At 70.1% G+C, this 20,500-nt stretch carries 15 protein-coding genes; 11 read left to right on the plus strand and 4 right to left on the minus strand.

The window, feature by feature from the left end; all coding sequences use genetic code 11:
- The 11 genes from VJN29_RS10745 to VJN29_RS10795 all read left to right on the plus strand — a co-directional run.
- Nucleotides 1-885 (plus strand): molybdopterin dinucleotide binding domain-containing protein (locus VJN29_RS10745; RefSeq protein ID WP_324143625.1); only part of this gene is annotated, 885 nt, incomplete at its 5' end.
- On the plus strand, nucleotides 882-2,405 hold the full coding sequence (gene nuoH / locus VJN29_RS10750; protein ID WP_324143626.1) for an NADH-quinone oxidoreductase subunit NuoH: 1,524 nt from the start codon (nucleotides 882-884) through the stop codon (nucleotides 2,403-2,405). The genes VJN29_RS10745 and nuoH, both read left to right, overlap by 4 nt.
- Nucleotides 2,398-3,150: an NADH-quinone oxidoreductase subunit NuoI gene (gene nuoI / locus VJN29_RS10755; RefSeq protein ID WP_324143627.1), complete on the plus strand. Its 753-nt coding sequence runs from the start codon at nucleotides 2,398-2,400 to the stop codon at nucleotides 3,148-3,150. Before nuoH ends, nuoI begins: the two co-directional genes overlap by 8 nt.
- On the plus strand, nucleotides 3,147-4,046 hold the full coding sequence (locus VJN29_RS10760; RefSeq protein WP_324143628.1) for an NADH-quinone oxidoreductase subunit J: 900 nt from the start codon (nucleotides 3,147-3,149) through the stop codon (nucleotides 4,044-4,046). The genes nuoI and VJN29_RS10760 overlap by 4 nt, the downstream gene beginning before the upstream one ends.
- Entirely contained in the window at nucleotides 4,043-4,342 is a 300-nt protein-coding gene (gene nuoK, locus VJN29_RS10765) for an NADH-quinone oxidoreductase subunit NuoK (protein ID WP_324143629.1), read from the plus strand. The genes VJN29_RS10760 and nuoK overlap by 4 nt, the downstream gene beginning before the upstream one ends.
- Before the next feature lie 15 nt (nucleotides 4,343-4,357).
- A complete protein-coding gene (gene nuoL, locus VJN29_RS10770; RefSeq protein WP_324143630.1) occupies nucleotides 4,358-6,331 on the plus strand; it encodes an NADH-quinone oxidoreductase subunit L in 1,974 nt (657 codons plus the stop codon).
- Between the two features lie 20 nt (nucleotides 6,332-6,351).
- Entirely contained in the window at nucleotides 6,352-7,953 is a 1,602-nt protein-coding gene (locus tag VJN29_RS10775; RefSeq protein ID WP_414654341.1) for an NADH-quinone oxidoreductase subunit M, read from the plus strand.
- A gap of 38 nt (nucleotides 7,954-7,991) precedes the next feature.
- Nucleotides 7,992-9,554 (plus strand): NADH-quinone oxidoreductase subunit NuoN, encoded by a 1,563-nt coding sequence (gene nuoN / locus VJN29_RS10780; RefSeq protein WP_324143639.1) that lies wholly within the window; start codon nucleotides 7,992-7,994, stop codon nucleotides 9,552-9,554.
- A gap of 36 nt (nucleotides 9,555-9,590) precedes the next feature.
- On the plus strand, nucleotides 9,591-10,601 hold the full coding sequence (locus VJN29_RS10785) for a polyprenyl synthetase family protein (RefSeq protein WP_324143632.1): 1,011 nt from the start codon (nucleotides 9,591-9,593) through the stop codon (nucleotides 10,599-10,601).
- Nucleotides 10,602-10,743: 142 nt separating this feature from the next.
- Nucleotides 10,744-11,919 (plus strand): alanine racemase, encoded by a 1,176-nt coding sequence (locus VJN29_RS10790; RefSeq protein ID WP_324143633.1) that lies wholly within the window; start codon nucleotides 10,744-10,746, stop codon nucleotides 11,917-11,919.
- The gene (locus tag VJN29_RS10795) at nucleotides 11,912-13,243 is read left to right on the plus strand and encodes a D-arabinono-1,4-lactone oxidase (protein ID WP_324143634.1); all 1,332 of its coding nucleotides are present in this window, start codon (nucleotides 11,912-11,914) and stop codon (nucleotides 13,241-13,243) included. Before VJN29_RS10790 ends, VJN29_RS10795 begins: the two co-directional genes overlap by 8 nt.
- Nucleotides 13,244-13,581: 338 nt before the next feature.
- On the opposite strand, the gene VJN29_RS10800 is transcribed toward VJN29_RS10795, so the two are convergent.
- The 4 genes from VJN29_RS10800 to VJN29_RS10815 form a co-directional block, all read right to left on the minus strand.
- Entirely contained in the window at nucleotides 13,582-14,991 is a 1,410-nt protein-coding gene (locus VJN29_RS10800) for a class II fumarate hydratase (RefSeq protein ID WP_324143635.1), read from the minus strand.
- Between the two features lie 126 nt (nucleotides 14,992-15,117).
- Nucleotides 15,118-16,311, minus strand: coding sequence for an acetate kinase (locus VJN29_RS10805; protein ID WP_324143636.1), 1,194 nt, complete (start codon nucleotides 16,309-16,311; stop codon nucleotides 15,118-15,120).
- Nucleotides 16,308-18,380, minus strand: a complete 2,073-nt coding sequence (gene pta / locus VJN29_RS10810; RefSeq protein ID WP_324143637.1) for a phosphate acetyltransferase — start codon at nucleotides 18,378-18,380, stop codon at nucleotides 16,308-16,310. Before pta ends, VJN29_RS10805 begins: the two co-directional genes overlap by 4 nt.
- Before the next feature lie 37 nt (nucleotides 18,381-18,417).
- On the minus strand, nucleotides 18,418-20,500 hold a 2,083-nt coding region (locus tag VJN29_RS10815; protein ID WP_324143638.1), incomplete at its 5' end, for a phosphoketolase family protein.

Consider the following 20,500-nt stretch of genomic DNA (forward strand, 5'->3'; position numbering starts at 1 on the left):
CTCCTTCCCGGGGGCCGCCCGCTGACCGACGCGGCGGCCCGGGGCGAGGTCGCGGCCGTGTGGGAGGTTGGCGCCCTGCCCGACACCCCGGCGCGCGACACCGCCGGCATCATCGCGGCGGCCGCATCGGGCGAGCTGGACGCGCTCGTCGTCGGTGGGGTGGACCCTGCCGACCTCGGCCTCAGCGACACGAGGAACGCCCTCCAGCGGGCCTTCGTCGTCTCGCTCGAGCTGCGCGAGTCCGCAGTGACGCCCTTCGCCGACGTGGTGCTCCCGGTCGCGGCGCAGGCCGAGAAGGAAGGTTCCTATGTCAACTGGGAGGGGCGGATCCGTCCCTTCGAGCTGGCCCTGACGACCAACCAGATCAGCGACCACCGGGTCCTGGACATGCTCGCCGGCGAGCTCGGCCACTTCCTCGAGACCGGGACCAAGCGCCAGATCCACGACCAGTTCGAGGCGCTCGGGCCGTGGTCGGGCGCCAGAGGCGTCCCGGCCTCCGCCCAGGCGGAGGCGGCGCCGGTTGTCGGGGATGGCCTCGGCGACTACGTCCTCGCCACGTGGCCGACGCTGCTCGACCGCGGCCGGATGCAGGACGGCGAGCCGTTCCTCGCCGGCACCGCCCGGAGGGCGACGGCGCACCTCTCGCCGGGGTCCGCCGAGCGGCTCGGAGCGGGCGACGGCGGCGCGGTCACGGTGACCGGTCCGCGCGGGAGCGTCACCGTCCCCGTGGCCGTCATCGAGGGCATGGTCGACGGCGTCGTGTGGCTGCCGACGAACTCCGAGGACGTCTCGGTGCGGTCCGGGCTCGGCTCGGAGGCCGGGCACCGGGTCGCCGTCACCCCGGTGACCAACCCAGCCGACCTCACGAAGGGTGGTCTCGGATGACACTCAGCTCAGCGGCATACGGCCTCGTCACTGCGCTGCCGGCGACGGAGAACCCGTCCGCAGACTTCAGTGACACGCCGCTCTGGCTCTCGCTGATCAAGGCAGTCCTCATCTTCGTGTACCTCCTGCTCTCGACCCTGATCGTCATCTGGTTCGAGCGGCGCATCATCGGGCGGATGCAGCAGCGTCCCGGCCCGAACCGCAACGGCCCGTTCGGCCTGCTCCAGACGCTCGCCGACGGCATGAAGTCGATGCTCAAGGAGGACATCGCGCCGGCGAATGCCGACCACGTCATCTACCGGGCCGCGGCCCTCATCACCGCGACGATGGCGTTCGTGGCGTTCGCGATCATCCCGCTCGGCGGAACCGTGTCGCTGTTCGGCCACGAGACGCCGCTGCAGCTGACCGACGTGCCCGTTGCGGTGCTCCTCGTGCTCGCCGTGGCATCGGTCGGGGTCTACGGCATCGTCCTCGCCGGCTGGAGCTCCGGATCGACCTACCCGCTCCTCGGCGGGCTGCGCTCGACGGCCCAGGTCATCTCCTACGAGATCGCCATGGGTCTCGCGCTCGTCGCGGTCTTCCTCTACAGCGGGTCGATGTCGACGTCGCAGATCGTCGACGCGCAGAGCTCGCTCTGGTACATCCTGCCGGCGTTCTTCAGCTTCGTCGTCTACGTCATCACGATGGTCGGCGAGACCAACCGACTGCCTGTCGACCTCGCCGAGGGCGAGGGCGAGATCGTCGGCGGCTTCCACACCGAGTACTCCGGCATGACCTTCGCGATGTTCTACCTCGGCGAGTACGTCAACATGTTCACCGTGTCGGCGCTGGCCACGACGATGTTCCTCGGCGGGCCCGCGGCGCCGCCGCTCATCTCGGCCATCGGCGACGGCACGTTCACCGGCGGCTGGTGGGGGCTGCTCTGGTTCACGCTGAAGATGTGGGGCTTCATGTGGGTCTTCGTCTGGCTGCGCGGGTCACTGCCCCGAACCCGGTACGACCAGTTCATGCGGTTCGGCTGGAAGTTCCTCATCCCCGTCACGCTCGCCTGGATCGTCGCGGTCGCCTTCATCCGTGGCGCGCAGCTCGGCTTCCTCGGTGACGACACGGTGACCATCGTCGGTCTCGCCTTCAACCGTGCAACGCTCATCCTGATCAGCGTCGTCGCGGTCCTCGCCCTCGTCATCACCTGGGTCTGGGGCGACCGGGTCGATGCGCGGCGGGCCGCCGCCGAGACGGCGCCGCCCGACGAGATCGACCCGTTCGCGGAGGGCTACCCCGTCCCGCCGATGCCGGGTCAGCGGCTGCGCGAGCCCGCTCCGGCGGACCGCATGCTCGCTGGCCGCGGGGGGCGGGGCAGCACCGTGCGCGGCACCGCGTCGTCCACGATGGTCGGCTCGACCGTTGGCCCAGCCGATGACGCGGACGGCACCCCGGACGGCGCCCTGGATGGCACCCCCGACGGCACCGCCGACGGCACCCCCGACGGCACCCCCGGCAAGGAGGAGACCCATGGCTGACGAGAACGTCAGCAAGGACAACGAGAGGAAGGGCAAGGGAGCCTTCGCAGACTTCTTCGCCCCCGTCGCCGGCTTCGGCGTGTCCTTCTCGACGATGTTCCGCAAGGTCGCGACCGAGGAGTACCCCGAGAAGCCTCGCCCGACCCAGCCACGGTTCCACGGCCGCCACCAGCTCAACCGCCACCCGGACGGTCTCGAGAAGTGCGTGGGCTGCGAGCTGTGTGCCTGGGCCTGCCCGGCGGACGCGATCCTCGTCGAGGGAGCGGACAACGACGACACGCCGCTCGAGCAGGGCGGCAAGGGCCGGTTCAGCCCGGGCGAGCGTTACGGCCGCGTCTACCAGATCAACTACCTGCGCTGCATCTTCTGCGGCCTGTGCATCGAGGCCTGCCCGACGCGCGCCCTGACCATGACCAACTTCTACGAGCTGGCCGACAACAACCGCGGCGACCTGATCTTCACCAAGGACCAGCTGCTCGCACCACTCCAGGAGGGCATGCTCGAGCCACCCTTCCCGATGGCCGACGGCATGGAGGAGCGCGACTACTACCAGGGCAAGGTCACCGGGCCGACGAACCCCCAGCGGGACTACGTCAACGCGCGCGCGGCCGGAGTCGTCGTCGACGAGAGCCCCCGGGCCCACGACGAGCCGGGCAACGTGGCAGCGAGCGCGCCGGGTGAGCACGACGTGGTCCACACCACGGCGCCCACGGCCGCGCAGACCCGGAAAGGGGCGAACCCGTGACCTCCTCGGCTGAAGCCGCGTTCTTCTGGGTGCTCGCGCCCCTCTCGGTCCTCGCCGCGCTCGGACTGGTCTTCGCCCGCAAGGCGGTTCACGCCGCCATCGGGATGGCCATCACCATGACGTCTCTCGGCGTCTTCTACCTCATGCAGAAGGCTGACTTCCTCGGCGTCATCCAGGTGTTCGTCTACACCGGCGCCGTCATGATGCTCTTCCTCTTCGTCATCATGCTCGTCGGCGTGGACTCCTCCGACTCGCTCGTGGAGACGATCAGGGGACACCGGTGGATCTCGATGCTCGTGGCGATCGGCCTCATCGGGCTGCTCGTCTCGACGATCGGTTCGGCCACCTTCGACGAGGCCACCGTGCAGGCCGGGATGGAACGCCTCGAGTCGAGCAATGCCACGACCGGCAACATCACCGGCATGGCGAACCTCATCTTCGGACAGTATGTCTGGATCTTCGAGGTGCTCTCGGCGGTGCTCATCACGGCGGCCGTGGCCGCGATGGTCCTCGCACACCGGGAGCGACTGGTTCCGAGGCTGACGCAGGCCGAGTGGGCCGCGAAGCGGGTCCGCGACAACAAGTTCGTCGCCGGCCTGCCGGCGCCGGGCGTCTACGCCCGTCACAACGCGGTCGACACACCGGCCCTGTTGCCGGACGGCACGCCGAGCAAGGACTCCGTCTCCCGGGTCCTCGTCGCCCGTGAGCAGGTCGCCCGCCCGGACGAGTTCCTCGACGTCGAGCGCCACATCCTCGGAGCCGCGCAGGCCGAGCGTGACGCTGCCCGGGGCGGCACCCGGGCCCGCAGCCTGGCCAGCGACCGGGGTGACCGGGGCAGCGAGATCGACGGCTCGGACGGCAGCTCCGCCCACCCAGAGGAGGGTACGGACCAGTGAGCCCGCTCAACTACATCTACCTCTCGATCGTGCTGTTCTCCATCGGTACCGCAACCGTGCTGCTGCGGCGCAACGCGATCATCGTCTTCATGGGCGTCGAGCTGATGCTCAATGCCACGAACCTTGCGCTCGTGACGTTCTCGCGGGTCCACGGCGGGCTGGACGGCCAGGTCATGGCGCTGTTCGTCATGGTCGTCGCCGCCGCCGAGGTCGTCGTCGGCCTGGCCATCATCATGGCCATCTTCCGTGCCCGACGGTCGGCCTCGGTCGACGACGCCAACCTGCTGAAGCTGTAAGGGAGCCCTCACTCGATGTCAACAGGCATGGGAAACCTCTTCGAGACGTCCAGCACGTATGCCGCTGGGCTGGCCACGCACACCGGCGAAGCCCACGCTGCCAGCGGGATCACGTCGTTCGCCTGGCTGCTCATCGCGCTGCCCATGCTCGGCGCCGCGCTGCTGCTCTTCGGCGGGCGTCGCACCAACGGCTTCGGGCCAGTTCTCGCCACGCTGCTGTCGTGGGGCTCCTTCGTCGTCGGCGCGCTCATCTTCATCCAGATGCTCGGCCAGGACGCCGAGGACCGGCACTCGTCGGTGCACCTGTTCAACTTCGTCACCGCCGGGTCGTTCTCCGCGGATGCGTCCCTGCTCGTGGACCAGCTGTCGATCTCCTTCACGCTGCTCATCACCTTCGTCGGTTCGCTCATTCACGTGTACTCCCTCGGGTACATGGACGGTGACCCCGACAAGCGGCGCTTCTTCGGCTACCTCAACCTCTTCGTCGCAGCCATGTTGCTGCTCGTGCTCGCCGACAACTACCTGCTCCTCTACGTCGGGTGGGAAGGCGTCGGTCTCGCGTCGTACCTGCTCATCGGCTTCTGGAACTGGAACTCGGCCTACGCGGCTGCGGCGAACAAGGCGTTCGTGGCCAACCGGGTCGGCGACTTCGGACTCTCGGTCGCCATCATGGTCATGTTCTTCCACTTCGGTGCGGTGGACTTCGAGACCGTCCTCGGCGCGGCCGGGAACGAGGCGAACCAGGGCTTCATGACGGCGATCGGCCTGCTGCTCCTGCTCGGAGCCTGCGGCAAGTCCGCACAGTTCCCGCTCCAGAGCTGGCTCGGTGACGCGATGGCCGGCCCGACGCCGGTGTCCGCCCTGATCCACGCCGCGACGATGGTCACGGCGGGCGTGTACCTCGTCGTGCGCTCCGGACCCATTTTCGAGGCCTCGCCCAACGCGCAGCTCGCCGTCGTCATCGTCGGCGCGATCACCCTGCTGTTCGGTGCGATCGTCGGGTGCGCCAAGGACGACATCAAGAAGGCCCTGGCTGCCTCCACGATGTCGCAGATCGGCTACATGATGCTCGCTGCCGGGCTCGGGCCGGTCGGCTATGTCTTCGCGATCTTCCACCTGCTCACCCACGGGTTCTTCAAGGCCGGGATGTTCCTCGGAGCCGGATCGGTCATGCATGGCATGAACGACCAGGTCGACATGCGTCGCTTCGGCGGGCTGTCCGGGGTCATGAAGATCACCTGGGCCACCTTCGCCCTCGGCTGGCTCGCGATCATCGGCGTCCCACCGTTCTCCGGCTTCTGGTCGAAGGACAAGGTCATCGAGGCCGCCTTCATCGGGGAGGGCTGGCGTCCCTGGGTCTTCGGCGGGGCCGCACTCATCGGTGCCGGGATCACGGCCTTCTACATGTCGCGCCTGTTCTTCATGACCTTCCACGGGAAGAAGCGCTGGACCGATGACGTGCATCCGCACGAGGCAGGCAGTCTCATGACGGTGCCGATGATCGTGCTCGCGGTCGGCTCGGCCCTCCTGGGCCTCATCATCGGCCCGACGGGCCTGTTCACCTCCTGGCTCGAGCCGGTGACCGGCGCGCCGGGAGAAGAGCACCCGGTCCTCTCGGTGCCGGTCATCATGGCGCTGACCCTGGTCCTCGTGGTCGGCGGCGTCGCCTATGCCTGGCTGCGCTACTGGCGCGACGACGTGCCGGTGGTGGCCCCAGCCGGGTCGCTGGTGACGCAGGCCGCCCGCAACGACCTCTACCAGGACCAGGTCAACGAGGCCCTGCTCATGCGGCCCGGCATCCACCTGACCCGCTCCCTCGTCTTCCTCGACGGCAAGGGCGTCGACGGAGGTGCCGGCGGCCTCGCGGCCCTGGTCGGTGGGACCTCATCCCGGTTGCGCCGGATCCAGAACGGGTTCGCGCGCTCCTATGCCCTGACGATGCTCGCCGGTGTCGTCGCCATCCTCGGTGCACTGTGGGTGATCTCCTGATGAACGACTCGACCACCGCGATGTCCACGATCCCGTGGCTCACGATCCTGGCCGCGCTGCCGCTGCTCGGATCGCTCGTCGTGGCGTTCGCGCCGGGAACCGTCGAGAACGCCAAGCGCATCGCGCTCGGCACGTCGATCGTCACCCTTGCCATCGGCATCGTCGCCGCGCTGCAGTTCGACACCGCGTCCTCGGCGCAGTTCCAGCTCGGTGAGTACGCCGAGTGGATCCCGCAGTTCGGCGTCAGCTACGCCATGGGGGTCGACGGGATCGCGCTGGTGCTGGTCCTCATGGCGCTGGTCCTCACCCCCGTCTGCCTGCTGGCCGCGTGGCACGACGTTCCGGACGAGGGGGATGCCGTCAGCGCGAGGCGCGCGAAGGCCTACTTCGCGCTGCTGCTCTCGCTCGAGACGTTCATGGTCGGGGTCTTCGCCGCGACCGACGTCTTCCTGTTCTACGTCTTCTTCGAGGCGATGCTCATCCCGGTGTACTTCCTCATCGGTCGCTTCGGTGGAGCCCGACGCCAGTACGCCGCGATGAAGTTCCTGCTGTTCTCGCTCGCGGGCGGGCTCATCATGCTCGTGGCCGTGATCGCGGTCTACCTGCAGGGGCCGGGCGGAGCGGACGGCTTCCTCGTGTCCAGGCTGACCGGCCTCGACCTCGACCCGACGACGGAGCGCCTGCTCTTCGCCGGCTTCTTCCTCGCCTTCGCGGTCAAGGCCCCGATGGTTCCGGTGCACACGTGGCTGCCGGATGCCGCGACAGAGGCGACGCCTGCGACGGCCACCCTGCTGGTCGGCGTGCTCGACAAGGTCGGCACCTTTGGCATGATCCGCTTCTGCCTCCAGCTCTTCCCGGGCGCGAGCGAGTGGGCCACGCCGTTCGTGATCGCCCTCGCCGTCATCTCCGTGCTCTACGGCGCCCTGCTCGCCATCGGCCAGACCGACATGATGCGCCTGATCGCCTACACGTCCGTGAGCCACTTCGGCTTCATCGTGCTGGGGATCTTCGCCTTCACCAACGTCGGTGGTGCCGGCTCGTCGCTCTACATGCTCAACCACGGGTTCTCGACGGCGGCCCTGTTCCTCTTCGCCGCCATGCTCGTCCACCGGCGCGGCAGCAAGCGGATCCCGGACTACGGCGGATGGCAGCGTGTCACCCCGGGCCTGGCCGGCATCTTCCTCGTCGCCAGCATGTCCGGCCTGGCGCTGCCCGGGTTGGCGAGCTTCGTGTCGGAGTTCCTCGTCTACGTCGGGACGTACCCGACGCAACCCGTGGCAGCGGTCCTCGCCACCAGCGGCATCATCCTGGCCGCGCTCTACATGCTGCTGATGTACAAGCGCGTCATGACCGGGCCGAAGCCGGAGTCCTTGGCGCTCGAGCCCGGCATGGTCGACGAGAGGTGGCGCAAGTCCTCCGGTGGGACGGTGATCGCGGACCTGTCGCTGCGGGAGAAGCTCGTGGCCGCACCGCTGATCGCGGCGTTCCTCGTGCTCGGGTTCTATCCGAACCTGGCCCTGGATGTCATCAACCCGGCCGTCGACACGTCGCTGTCGCACGTCTCGACCGCTGACACGTCACCTCCCGCGGCGGACGCCGCGGCCGAAGGGAGCTCGAAGTGACCGCCGCCGCTCCGCTCGCACTGCCCACGGCCTTCCAGATGGCGGAGGTGGACTACGTCGCCATCATGCCGTTCCTCATCGTCCTGGGCGCGGCGGTGATCGGGGTCGTCATCGAGGCGTTCGCCCCGCGTGAGCGCCGCTTCGTCACGCAGACCACCTTGGCCGTGCTCGCGCTGCTGGGCGCCTTCGTCGCGATCATCGTCGCGGTCGACCACCAGGGCTACACGATGGGGATCACGGACGAGGCGTCCGGACGCAAGCTGTTCGCCCTGACCGTCGACGGGCCCGCCCTGTTCATGCAGGGCACGATCGTCCTCATGGGGGTGCTCGGCATCCTCACCATGGCCGAACGGCTCGGTGGAGTCGGTCCGGACGCGTTCACACCGAGTGGCGCCTCGACGCCCGGGTCGGCACTCGAGGCGGCCGCCACCCGCGCGGGTGCGCTCACCTCGGAGGTCTTCCCGCTCGCGCTGTTCTCGATCGCCGGAATGATGCTCTTCCCGACCACGAACGACCTCATCGGCATGTTCGTCGCCCTCGAGGTGCTCTCGCTGCCGCTCTACGTCCTCACTGGCCTCGCCCGCCGCCGCCGCCTGCTCTCACAGGAGGCGTCGCTCAAGTACTTCCTGCTCGGCTCGTTCAGCTCGGCGTTCTTCCTCTTCGGCACTGCCCTGCTCTACGGCTACGCGGGCTCTGTGTACTTCGCCGATCTGAGCGCCGCGATCGCGACCGGTCCCCTGGCGATGAACGGCCTGCTCGTCCCGGGCGCCTTCCTCGTCTTCGTGGGGCTGCTGTTCAAGGTCGGTGCCGTGCCGTTCCACGCATGGACTCCGGACGTCTACCAGGGCGCCCCGACGCCCGTCACCGGCTTCATGGCCGCCGCTACGAAGGCGGCCGCCTTCGGAGCCATCCTGCGGCTTGCCTACGTCGGTCTCGACACTGCCCGGTGGGAGTGGACCAACGCGCTGGTCGTCGTCGCCCTGCTCACCATGGTCGTCGGGTCCGTGCTCTCCGTGACGCAGACGGACATGAAGCGACTGCTCGCCTACTCATCGATCGCGCACGCGGGCTTCATCCTCGTCGGCGTCCTCGCCTTCGACCGCAAGGCCATCAGTGCCGTGCTGTTCTACCTGGTGGCCTACGGCTTCGCCACGATCGCCGCGTTCGCCATCGTCAACCTGGTGCGCCAGAACGGGACAGAGGCGACGCACCTGTCGCAGTGGGCGGGCCTGGGCAAGCGCTACCCGGTCGTTGCGGGGGCCTTCGCCTTCCTCATGCTCGCCTTCGCCGGCATCCCGCTCACGTCTGGCTTCGTCTCCAAGTTCGCGGTGTTCTCCGCGGCCATCGGGACGGGAGGCGCCACCGGCACCGTCCTCGCCATCGTCGGTGTCATCTGCTCCGCCATCACGGTCTTCGTCTACGCCAGGGTCATCGTGCTGATGTTCTTCAGCGAGCCGCCCAGCGACACCGTGGTGGTCGTCGTCCCGTCGGTCGGGACGACCTTCTCCATCGCGGTCGGGACCATGATCACGCTCGCCCTCGGGGTCCTTCCGTCGGCGTTGCTCGACCTCGCCGACCGGGCCTCGCAGTTCGTCCGTTGACCGCCCGAGGTCAGCGGCTCAAGCCCCAGGAACTCCATGACGACGCACGCCACCCCGCCGCTCCTCAGCATCCCCGGCGCATCGCCGGAGCTGGCGGCACACCTGCAGGACGGGCTTGCCCGGGTCGACGCTCTCCTGCGCGAGGTCGTCGACCACGAGGACCCGTTCATCGCGGCGGCCTCTGCGCACCTCGCACAGGCAGGTGGCAAGCGGTTCCGACCGCTCCTGACCTTCCTGGCCGCGGAGCTCGGTGACGGCATCAACGAGGACGTGGTCCGCGCCGCCGCGGGGGTCGAGCTGACCCACCTCGCGTCGCTGTACCACGACGACGTCATGGACGAGGCGGAGGTGCGCCGCGGGGTTCCGTCCGCCAATGCCGCCTACGACAACTCGACGGCGATCCTCGTCGGGGACCTGCTCTTCGGCAAGGCCTCGGAGCTCATCGCGGCCCTCGGCGCGGAGGCCGTACTCATCCAGGCGCAGACCTTCGTGCGGCTGTGCTCGGGGCAGATCCGGGACGATCGACCCTGCCCGCCGGACGTCGACCCGGTCGACTACTACCTGGGCGTGCTCGCCGACAAGACCGGCGCCCTCACGGCGACCGCCTGCCGCTACGGAGCGATGTTCAGCGGGGGGCGGCCCGAGGTCGTCGAGATGTTGGGGGCCTATGGGGAGAAGGTCGGCATGGCCTTCCAGCTCGCCGACGACCTCATCGACATCGCCTCCGACTCGGACGCGAGTGGCAAGACGCCGGGGACCGACCTCCGCGAAGGGGTCGACACCTTGGCGGTGCTGCGGGCCAAGGCCTCCACGGACCCAGGGGACGCGCGCCTGCTCGAGCTGCTCGGCTCCGACCTGTCCCACGACGAGGCGGGCGTCGCCGAGGCGTTGGTGCTGCTCAGGGCGCACCCGGCTCTCGAGGCGGCCCGGAGCGAGACCTACGACGTGGCTCGCGAGGCGCAGGACCTGCTCGACCCGCTGCCGGCCACTCCTGCGAGGACCGCCCTCCAGGCGCTCGCCCGCTCCGTCGTCGAGCGCGTCGGCTGACGCCCCCACCCACACCAATCGAGTGAACAAGATCCGGGCCGGTCACGGCCCGGATCTCGTTCACTCGATTGGAGTGAGGGGGACGGTGTGCCCGCTTCTTGTTCACTCGATGAGAGGGAGGGTGCGCGGGTAGGGTGCGGGCATGAGCCGTCGCCCGCAGCCGAGCCCGGTGGCGGAGCGGCTCTCCCGCGCGACGGCACAGCTGCCTGCCCCGCTCGCCGTCGTCGACCTCCCCGCGTTCGACCGCAACGCCGATACCCTCGTCGGGCACGCCCACGGCAAGCCGATCCGCATCGCCACCAAGTCGCTCCGCTGCCGGACCCTCATCGAGCGCGCCCTCGCCCGGGACGGCCTCGAGGGCCTCATGTGCTACTCCCTGCGCGAAGCGATCTGGTGGGCACGCGCGGGCCACACCAACGTCCTCGTCGCCTACCCGAGCGTGGACGTCCCCGCACTGATCGAGCTCGCCGCCGACCCGGCCCTGCTCGCCGCCGTGTGCGTCATGGTCGACAGCGTCGAGCTCGTCGATCTCATCGCCCGCGACGTGCCCGACCACCGGGGCCTGCGGGTCGCCGTGGACGTGGACGCGTCGCTTCGGCTCGGGCCCGCCCACCTGGGCGTCCGCCGCTCCCCCCTGCGTGAGCCGGAAGACGTCGAAGCCGTCGTCAGGCGCGCCCTCGAGCACGGCCTCGCGGTGGTCGGGCTGATGTTCTACGACGCCCAGATCGCCGGTCTCCCCGACACGTCGCCAGCGGTCCGACAGGTGAAGTCCCGCTCGGACGCCCAGCTGCGGACCCGGCGCGCCGAGGTGGTTTCCGCCATCCGGAGCCTGACCGACCTCGAGCTCGTCAACGGGGGCGGCACGGGCAGCCTGCACGTCACCGGGCTCGACCCGGCCCTCACCGAGCTCGCCGCCGGATCCGGGCTCTACGCCCCCATGCTGTTCGACGGCTACGACGGGCTGGCCCTCGAGCCGGCCGCCTTCTTCGGCTGCCCGGTGGTGCGGCGCCCCGCCCACGATGTCGTCACGGTCTACTCCGGGGGCTACCTCGCGTCCGGGCCGCCGGGTTGGTCTCGCGTCCCGCAGCCGCTCGAGGAGCAGGGGCTGCGCCTCCTGCGCACCGAGGGGACCGGAGAGGTGCAGACCCCCCTCAAGGGTGCGGCAGCCGCGCGCAAGAGCCTGGGCGATCGGATATGGTTCCGGCACGCCAAGGCGGGTGAGCTCGCGGAGCGTTTCACCCATCTGGCGCTCATCGACGGTGTCGCGGTTGTCGGGGAGGCGGCGACGTATCGCGGGGAAGGGCAGTGCTTTGGCTGACACACAGCGGAAGGTCGCCCGGGGCATCGAGTGGTCGAACTGGGCGGGTACCGAGTCGACCACGCTGGCCCGGGTCGCGACGCCCCGTTCCGAGGAGGAGCTCATCGAGGAGATCCTCAAGGCTCGGCGTCGCGGCCTGCGAGTCAAGGCGATCGGCGCGGGTCACTCCTTCACGGGTGTGGCGGTCACCGACGGCCTCCAGCTGCGACTGGGGGGCCTGACCGGCGTCACGACCATCGACGCGACTCGTGGCGAGGCGACGGTCCGTGCCGGCACGCCCCTGCACGTGCTCAACGAGGAGCTCGCCCAGCTCGGCTTCGCGCTGCCCAACCTCGGCGACATCGACCGGCAGAGCCTCGCCGGCGCGATCGCCACCGGCACCCATGGCACCGGGCTGCGGTTCACCGGCCTCGCCGGCGGCGTCCGCGCCCTGCGCATCGTGCTCGCCGAGGGTTCGGTCGTGGACTGCTCCCCAACCCAGGAACCCGACCTCTTCCAGGCCGCGCGCCTCGGCCTCGGCGCGCTCGGCGTCATCACCGAGGTCACCGTGGAGGTCGTTCCGGCGTTCCTGCTCCAGGCGGACGAGCGCCCTGAGCCTCTCGGGGCCGTCCTCGACGCGCTCGACGACGACATCGAGTCACATGACCACTTCGAGTTCTACTGGTACCCCCACACCGAGCGCACGCAGGTCAAGCGCAACACTCGGGTCGGGCCGGGCGCCGAGGCGGACCCACTGCCCCGGTGGCGGCGGACCCTCGACGACGACATCCTCACCAACCGGGTGTGGGAGGCGGCCTGCCGGTTCGCCACGCGGGTGCCCCGGTCGACGAAGCCGCTCATGAACGTCGCTGTCCGGGCCCAGACCGCGCGTACCTACACGGACACCTCGTACACGGTGTTCGCCACCCCGCGGGAGGTGCGGTTCCGCGAGTCGGAGTGGGCCGTCCCGCGGGCGGCGCTGGGGGACGTGCTCCTCGAGGTCAAGGCGTGGGTGGACAGCCACGACGAGACGATCTCCTACCCGGTCGAGTGCCGCGTGGCAGCCCCGGACGACGTGTGGCTGTCCACGGCCTACGAGCGCGAGTCCGCCTACGTCGCCGTGCACCACTACCATCGTCGCGCCGAGGGAGCGTACTTCGACGCCGTCGAGCAGATCGCGATGAGCCATGGCGGACGCCCCCACTGGGGCAAGCTGCACACTCGTGACGCCGACTACCTCCGCGCGGTCTACCCGCGCTTCGACGACTTCCGGGCCGTCCGCGACCGCGTCGACCCGGACCGGCTCTTCGGCAATCCCTACCTGGAGCGAGTCCTCGGCAGCTGACCCCGCAGCGGCGCCCATGCAGCGACGTTGCATCGCCCACGCGCGCCGGATCGCCTCCCGGATCGCGTCGGCGTCGCTCGAGCAGGTCCTCGTGCTCCGCCGTGGATACCCGCACGAGCAGGGTGCCCGGCAGGTGAGCGCGCCCGACGAGCCGGCAGTCTACGTACCACGCCGCACGGCCCGGGTGGCCCTGCGTCGCAGGCCCGGAAGCGTCGTCGCGAACGCATCGACCTCGTCCAGCCTCACGTCGTCGAGCGAAGCCCTGCGTTGGGCGCGGACCCGGCTCAGCGGCATACGGAATTGGCCGTATGCCGCTGAGCTCGCCTCCGCTCGGGGGCTCAGGCGGTGGGGGGCCGGGTCATGGCCAGCACGTCGAGCGCTTCGTCGAGCTGCGCCTCGGTGAGCCGGCCGTCGGAGACGTGACCGTCCTCGATGACGACCTCGCGAATCGTCTTGCGCTCCTTCACCGCTCGCTTGACGACCGCGGCCGCGGCCTCGTAGCCGATGTACCGGTTGAGCGGCGTGACGATCGAGGGCGAGCTCTCGGCGAGGGTGCGCGCATGCTCTGCGTCAGCCGTGATGCCGTCGACACACCGGTCGGCGAGGAGGCGGCAGGTGGCAGCGAGCAGCTGGATCGACTCGAGGACGTTCTTGGCCAGGACCGGCAGCATGACGTTGAGCTCGAAGTTCCCGGCCGCGCCAGCCGTCGTGATCGCCACGTCGTTGCCGATGACCTGGGCGCACGCCATCAGGGTGGCCTCGGGGAGGACCGGGTTGACCTTGCCCGGCATGATGCTCGAGCCGGGCTGCAGGTCGGGCAGGTGGATCTCGCCGAGGCCGGTGCGTGGTCCGGAGGACATCCAGCGCAGGTCGTTGCAGACCTTCGTCAGGCTGGCGGCGACCACCTTGAGGGCTCCGGACAGCTCGACGACGGCGTCCTGGGCGGACTGCGCCTCGAAGTGGTTCTCCGCCTCGCGGAAGGGCTGGCCGGTGGCCTCCGAGACCCGTTCGATGACGGCCCGTGCGAACCCCGGTGCGGCGTTCAGTCCGGTGCCGGCCGCAGTTCCGCCGAGCGGAAGCTCGGCGGTGGCGTCGGCCGCATGCCGGACCCGGTTCGCGCCGAGCTCGACCTGCCGGCGGTAGCCGCCGAACTCCTGGCCGAGCGTCACCGGCACCGCGTCCATGAGGTGGGTTCGCCCGGCCTTGACGACGTCGGCGAACTCCGCCTCCTTGCGGCCCAGCGCCGCCGCGAGGTGGCGCAGCGCCGGCACCAGGTCCTCCCCGGCGGCGATCGTCGCCGCCATGCGCAGGGCGCTCGGGAACGTGTCGTTGCTCGACTGACCGTAGTTGACGTGGTCGTTCGGGTGGACGTCCAGGCCGCTCGACGAGCTGGCGAGGCGCGCGACCACCTCGTTGACGTTCATGTTCGTCGAGGTGCCAGACCCGGTCTGGAAGACGTCGATGGGAAAGTGCCCGTCGTGACGACCCTCGGCCACCTCTCGGGCAGCGTCCACGATGGCCCGGGCACGCTCCCCGTCGAGCACCCCGAGCTCGGCGTTGACGGCGGCTGCGGCCGCCTTGAGCCGGGCGAGCGCGTGGATGACCCCCGCGGGCACGGGCCGACCGCTGATGGGGAAGTTCTCGATCGCCCGGGCGGTCTGCGCCCCGTAGAGGGCGTCCGCAGGGACCTGCACCTCGCCCATCGAGTCGTGTTCGGTCCGGAACTGCGTCGCCTGGTGCTCGCTCATGACCCCATCATGCTCCGCCGGCCAGTGGGCCCGGACAATCCAGGCCCGGACAATCCAGCCCGGACAATCCAGCCCGGACAATCCAGCCCGGACAATCCAGCCCGGACGGATCTGTTGGGGTGGCGCCTAGCTCGTGGCGACCTCCGCCGCCTCGCGTGCGATCTCGAGCTCCTCCTCCGTCGGCACGACGAGCACGGCGACCCGGCTCGAGGCCGTCGAGATGCGGTGCTCGCCCGACGTCGCCGCCTCGTTGGCCGCCGCGTCGAGCTCGATGCCCAACAGCTCCGTCAGGCCCTCGAGGGCCGCCGCTCGGACCTGGGGACTGTGTTCACCGATCCCCGCCGTGAAGGCCACGGCATCGACGCGACCGAGCACAGCGGCATACGCCCCGATGTACTTGCGCAAGCGGTGGGTCACCACGTCGAGCGCGAGGCGGGCGTCTGCGTCTCCGGCGGCAGCGCGCTCCTGGATCTCACGGAAGTCGTTCGTCCCCGCGAGACCCTTGAGGCCGCTCTCCTTGTTGAGCGCGTGGTCGTACTCCTCGAGCGAGATGCCGGCCCGCGACAGGTGCGCCGGCAGGGACGGGTCGAGGTCGCCGGGACGGGTGCCCATGACGAGGCCCTCGAGAGGCGAGAGGCCCATCGACGTGTCGACGCTGCGCCCCCCCGCGACCGCGGTCGCGCTCGCGCCGTTGCCGAGGTGCAGGACGATGACGTTGGTCTCCTCGACGGCAAGAGCCAGCAGCTCCGCCGCGCGCCGTGACACGTACGCGTGGGACATCCCGTGGAAGCCGTAGCGGCGAATCCGGTGGTCCTCGCGCCAGGCCCGTTTGACGGCGTAGGTGTAGGCGTGCGCCGGCAGGGTCTGGTGGAAGGCGGTGTCGAAGACCGCGACCTGCGGCACGTCGGGGAACCGGGCGCGGGCGACGCGGATGCCCTCGAGGTTGGCCGGGTTGTGCAGCGGAGCGAGCGGGATGAGTCGCTCGATGGTGGCCTCGACCGCGTCGTCGATGCGGGTCGGCTCGCTGAACTGGGCACCTCCGTGGACGACGCGGTGGCCGACGGCGGTCAGCTCGACCCCGGCGAGGTCGGGCCCGTGCTCGCCGAACGCGCCGAGCACGAGCTCGAACGCCTCGCCGTGGTCGGCGAGGTGCCGCTGCTGCCGGTGATTCTTGCCTCCCACGGAATGTCTTGCGAGAGAGGTCTGCTCGCCGATCCGCTCGACCAGACCGCTGGCGAGGGACTCGCCCGAGCCGACGTCGATGAGGTCGTACTTGAGTGACGACGAGCCGGCGTTGATGACGAGGACCAGGCCCCTCACGAGCTGGCCTCCGCCTGGATGGCGGTGATGGCAATCGTGTTGACGATGTCCCGCACGAGAGCTCCTCGGGAGAGGTCGTTGACCGGCTTCTTGAGGCCTTGCAGGACTGGCCCGATGGCGACCGCCCCAGAGGTCCGTTGCACGGCCTTGTACGTGTTGTTGCCGGTGTTGAGGTCGGGGAAGATGAAGACCGTGGCCCGTCCGGCAACCGGGCTGTCCTTGAGCTTGGCGGCGGCCACCGCGGCATCGACGGCCGCGTCGTACTGGATCGGCCCCTCGACCGACAGCTGCGGGGCCCGCGACCTCACCAGCTCGGTGGCGGTGCGCACCTTGTCGACGTCCGCACCGGTGCCCGACCCCCCGGTGGAGTACGACAGCATGGCCACACGCGGCTCGATGCCGAACTGCTGCGCGGTCGCGGCCGACGAGATGGCGATGTCGGCGAGCTGCTCCGCCGTGGGGTCGGGAATGACGGCGCAGTCGCCGTAGACGAGGACGCGGTCGGCCAGCGACATGAGGAACACCGACGAGACGGTGTTGACGTCGGGTGTCGTCTTGACGAGCTCGAGGGCCGGCCGGATCGTGTGCGCGGTCGTGTGGATGGCACCGGAGACCATGCCGTCCGCCAGCCCGTCGACCACCATCATGGTGCCGAAGTAGCTCGGGTCGACAACGACGTCGCGCGCCTGCTCCATCGTGATCCCCTTGTGCGCGCGCATGGTTGCGTACTGCTCCGCGAACCGGCTCCGGAGGGTTTCGTCGCGTGGGTCGATCAGGGTGGCAGCCTCGACGTCGAGGCCGAGCTGGGTGGCACGCCGGCGGATGGCGGCGGGCTCGCCCAGGAGCGTGAGCCGCACGACGCGTCGCCTCAGGAGCTGGTCCGCGGCCCGCAGGATCCGGTCCTCCTCGCCCTCCGGCAGCACGACGTGCTTGTCCGCGGCACGCGCCCGGTCGAGCAGCTGGTGCTCGAACATGAGCGGCGTGACGACGTGGCTGGGCAAGACCTTGAGACGATCGAGCAGCTCTGCGCCGTCGACGTGCTCGTCGAAGAGGCTGAGGGCGGTCTCGATCTTGCGCGACGCCGACCGGGTCAGCCGCGGTACCACGGCCGAGAGCGTCGCCGCGGTCTGCATCGTGCCGGTGGCGCAGCTGATCACCGGCACGTGCACCTCGAGGCCCGCGACGAGCGTCGCGATCGGTGCCGGCAGGTCGAAGCCGCCGTTGAGCACGATGCCCGATGGGGTCGGCAGGGTCTGGGACCGGTGGGCGAGCAGCAGTCCCAGGAGCACGTCACCGCGGTCGGGCGGGGTGACGACGACGCAGCCCTCGAAGAGCCGGTCGAGGACGTTGGGCAGGGTCATCGCAGCGACGACGAGGCCGAGGGACTCGCGGTCGAGCAGGTCGGCGTCGCCGTAGACGTGGGTGCCGTCGACGGCCGTCAGGAGGTCGCGCACCGTCGGCGACTCCAGGACTGGTGCGCTGGGGATGACGTATGCCGCTGTGTCCCCGAGTGCCTCCACCAGCGCCGCCCGCGTGGCCGGGACGGCTTCGGGCACGGCCCGGTTCGACACGACGGCGAGCACGCGTGCGTGGTGCGTCCTCGCCTCCTCCGAGGCGATCTCGGCGGCGACCCGCACCTGCTCCGGAGTGCGCCCCTTGCTCGAGATGACGAGGACCATCGGCGCGTCGAGGTTGGCGGCGATCCGGGCGTTGTAGGAGAACTCGGTCGGGGACGTGACGTCCGTGTAGTCCGAGCCGATGACGAGCATCGCGTCGTACCGCTCGGACACGGTGTGGAAGCGGTCGACGATCGTCGCCATCGCGGCCTCGGGGTCGGTGTGGACGTCCTCGTAGCCGACGGCGGACGCCTCCGCCGCTGTGAGCCCGGTGTCGAGACGCGAGAGCAGCAGGTCGAGCACGTGGTCACTCTCGGCGCTCTCGGAGCGCACGATCGGGCGGAAGACGCCGACTCGCTCGACGCGTCGGCTCAGCTGGTCGAGGATTCCGAGCGCAACGGCGGACTTGCCCGACAGGCCCTCCGAGGACGCGAGATAGACACTGGTTGCCACGACGGCAGGCTATCGGCCGGTTGACGGTGGTGTCGGATCAGCCGGGCCAGACCCAGTCGCGGACCTCCGGCATGTCCTCCAGGTGCTCCCGGATGTAGCCGTGGTGTCGCGACAGCTGCGCGGTGCAGTAGTCCGCCAGGGCCCGCCAACCCGGCGGGCGGCGCAGCGTGCGACGCAGCGCCTCCTGGGCGAGGTGGTACCGGGACGTGCGGTTGAGCACCACCATGTCGAACGGTGTCGTCGTCGTGCCCTGCTCGCTGAAGCCGCGGACGTGGAAGCGCCCGGGATCGGACCGGCCGTGGATGAGCTGGTGGACCGCCCGAGGGTAGCCGTGGAAGGCGAAGATGACGTCGACGTCGCTCGTGAACAGGCCATCGAAGACCGAGTCCGGGAAGCCGTGGGGGTGGTCGTTCTCGGGGAGCAGGGCCATGAGGTCGACGATGTTGACGACCCGGACCTTGAGGTCCGGCGTGTGCTCGCGCAGCAGCTCGGCCGCGCCGAGCGTCTCCTGCGTGGCGACGTCTCCGGCACAGGCGAGGACGATGTCCGGCTTCTCCGAGGCGGGGACGTTCGAGGCCCACTCCCAGATCCCGGCGCCGGCGGCGCAGTGTGCGTTGGCCTCGTCGAGGGTGAGGTACTGCAGATGGGGCTGCTTGTCGAGCACGATGAGGTTGACGTGGTCGGTGCTGCGCAGGCAGTGGTCCATGATCGACAGCCCGCTGTTGGCGTCGGGTGGCAGCCAGACCCGCACCACGCCCGGGGCGAGCGGCAGCAGCGAGTCGATGAGCCCCGGTCCCTGGTGGGAGAAGCCGTTGTGGTCGTTGCGCCAGCAGGTGCTCGTCAGGAGCAGGTTGAGCGAGGAGATGGGCGCCCGCCACGCCAGCTCCTGCGCGTGCTGCAGCCACTTGACGTGCTGGACCGTCATCGACGTCGAGACCATCGCGAAGGCCTCGTAGGTCGCGAAGAGCCCGTGCCGGCCCGTCAGCACGTAGCCCTCGAGCCAGCCGGAGCAGAGGTGCTCGGACAGGACCTCCATGACCCGGCCGTCGGGGGAGATCTCCGTGTCGGTCTCCGCGGCAGGTGCCTGCAGGCAGCGGTCGGTCGCCTCGAAGACGGCCTGGAGCCGGTTGCTCGCGGTCTCGTCCGGGCAGAACAGCCGGAAGCTGCCGCCACCGTCCGGGCGGGTGTCCGCGGCATGGATGTCGCGCATCAGCTCGCCGAGCGGCTTGGTGCTCTCGTGCGACAGCTGGCCGGGCCGCTGCACGTCGAGCGCGAAGCGGCGCAGGTCCGGCAGCGGCAGCTCGGCGCGCAGCCGGCCGCCATTGGCGTAGGGCGTCGCCGCCAGCCGCTTGTCGCCGTCAGGGGCGAGCGCGACCAGCTCGTCGACGAGGCGGCCGTCGGCACCGAACTGATCCTCCGGGCGGTAGCTGCGCATCCACTCCTCGAGCATGGTGAGGTGGCTCGGGTCATCCCGCAGTCCCGAGAGCGGGACCTGGTGGCTGCGGTTCGTCCCCTCGACCTGCACCCCGTCGACGACCGAGGGGCCGGTCCATCCCTTGGGAGTGCGCAGGATGATCGCCGGCCACCTGTGGGTCACCGGTTCGCTGGGGCCATCCGTTCGCGTCGTCTCGCGGAGCCGCAGGATGGCGCCGTAGGAGGTCACGAGCGCGCGCCACAGGTCACGGAAGACGGCCTCGGGGTCGTCACCGCTGACCACGGCCGGGTCCCAGCCCTGGCTCGCGAGGTAGCCGGCGACGTCCTCGTCGCTGCTGCGCCCGAAGACGGTCGGGCCGGCGATCTTGTAGCCGTTGAGGTGGACGATGGGCAGGACCGCCCCGTCGCGGCGGGGGTTGGCGAAGTGGGGCAGTCGCCAGGAGCCGGCCAGCGGGCCCGTCTCGGCCTCGCCGTCACCGACGATGCACGCGACGAAGAGGTCCGGGTGGTCGAACGCCGCTCCGGCAGCATGGGCGAGCGCGTAGCCCAGCTCGCCGCCCTCGTGGATGCTTCCCGGCGTCTGCACGCTGACGTGGCTCGGCACCCCGCCCGGCGAGGAGAACTGCCGGAACAGCTCCCGGATGCCCGCCTCGTCGTCGCCGACATGGGGGTAGACCTCCGAGTAC

This window comes from Intrasporangium sp. (genome assembly GCF_035280925.1).
Classification (GTDB): domain Bacteria; phylum Actinomycetota; class Actinomycetes; order Actinomycetales; family Dermatophilaceae; genus Intrasporangium.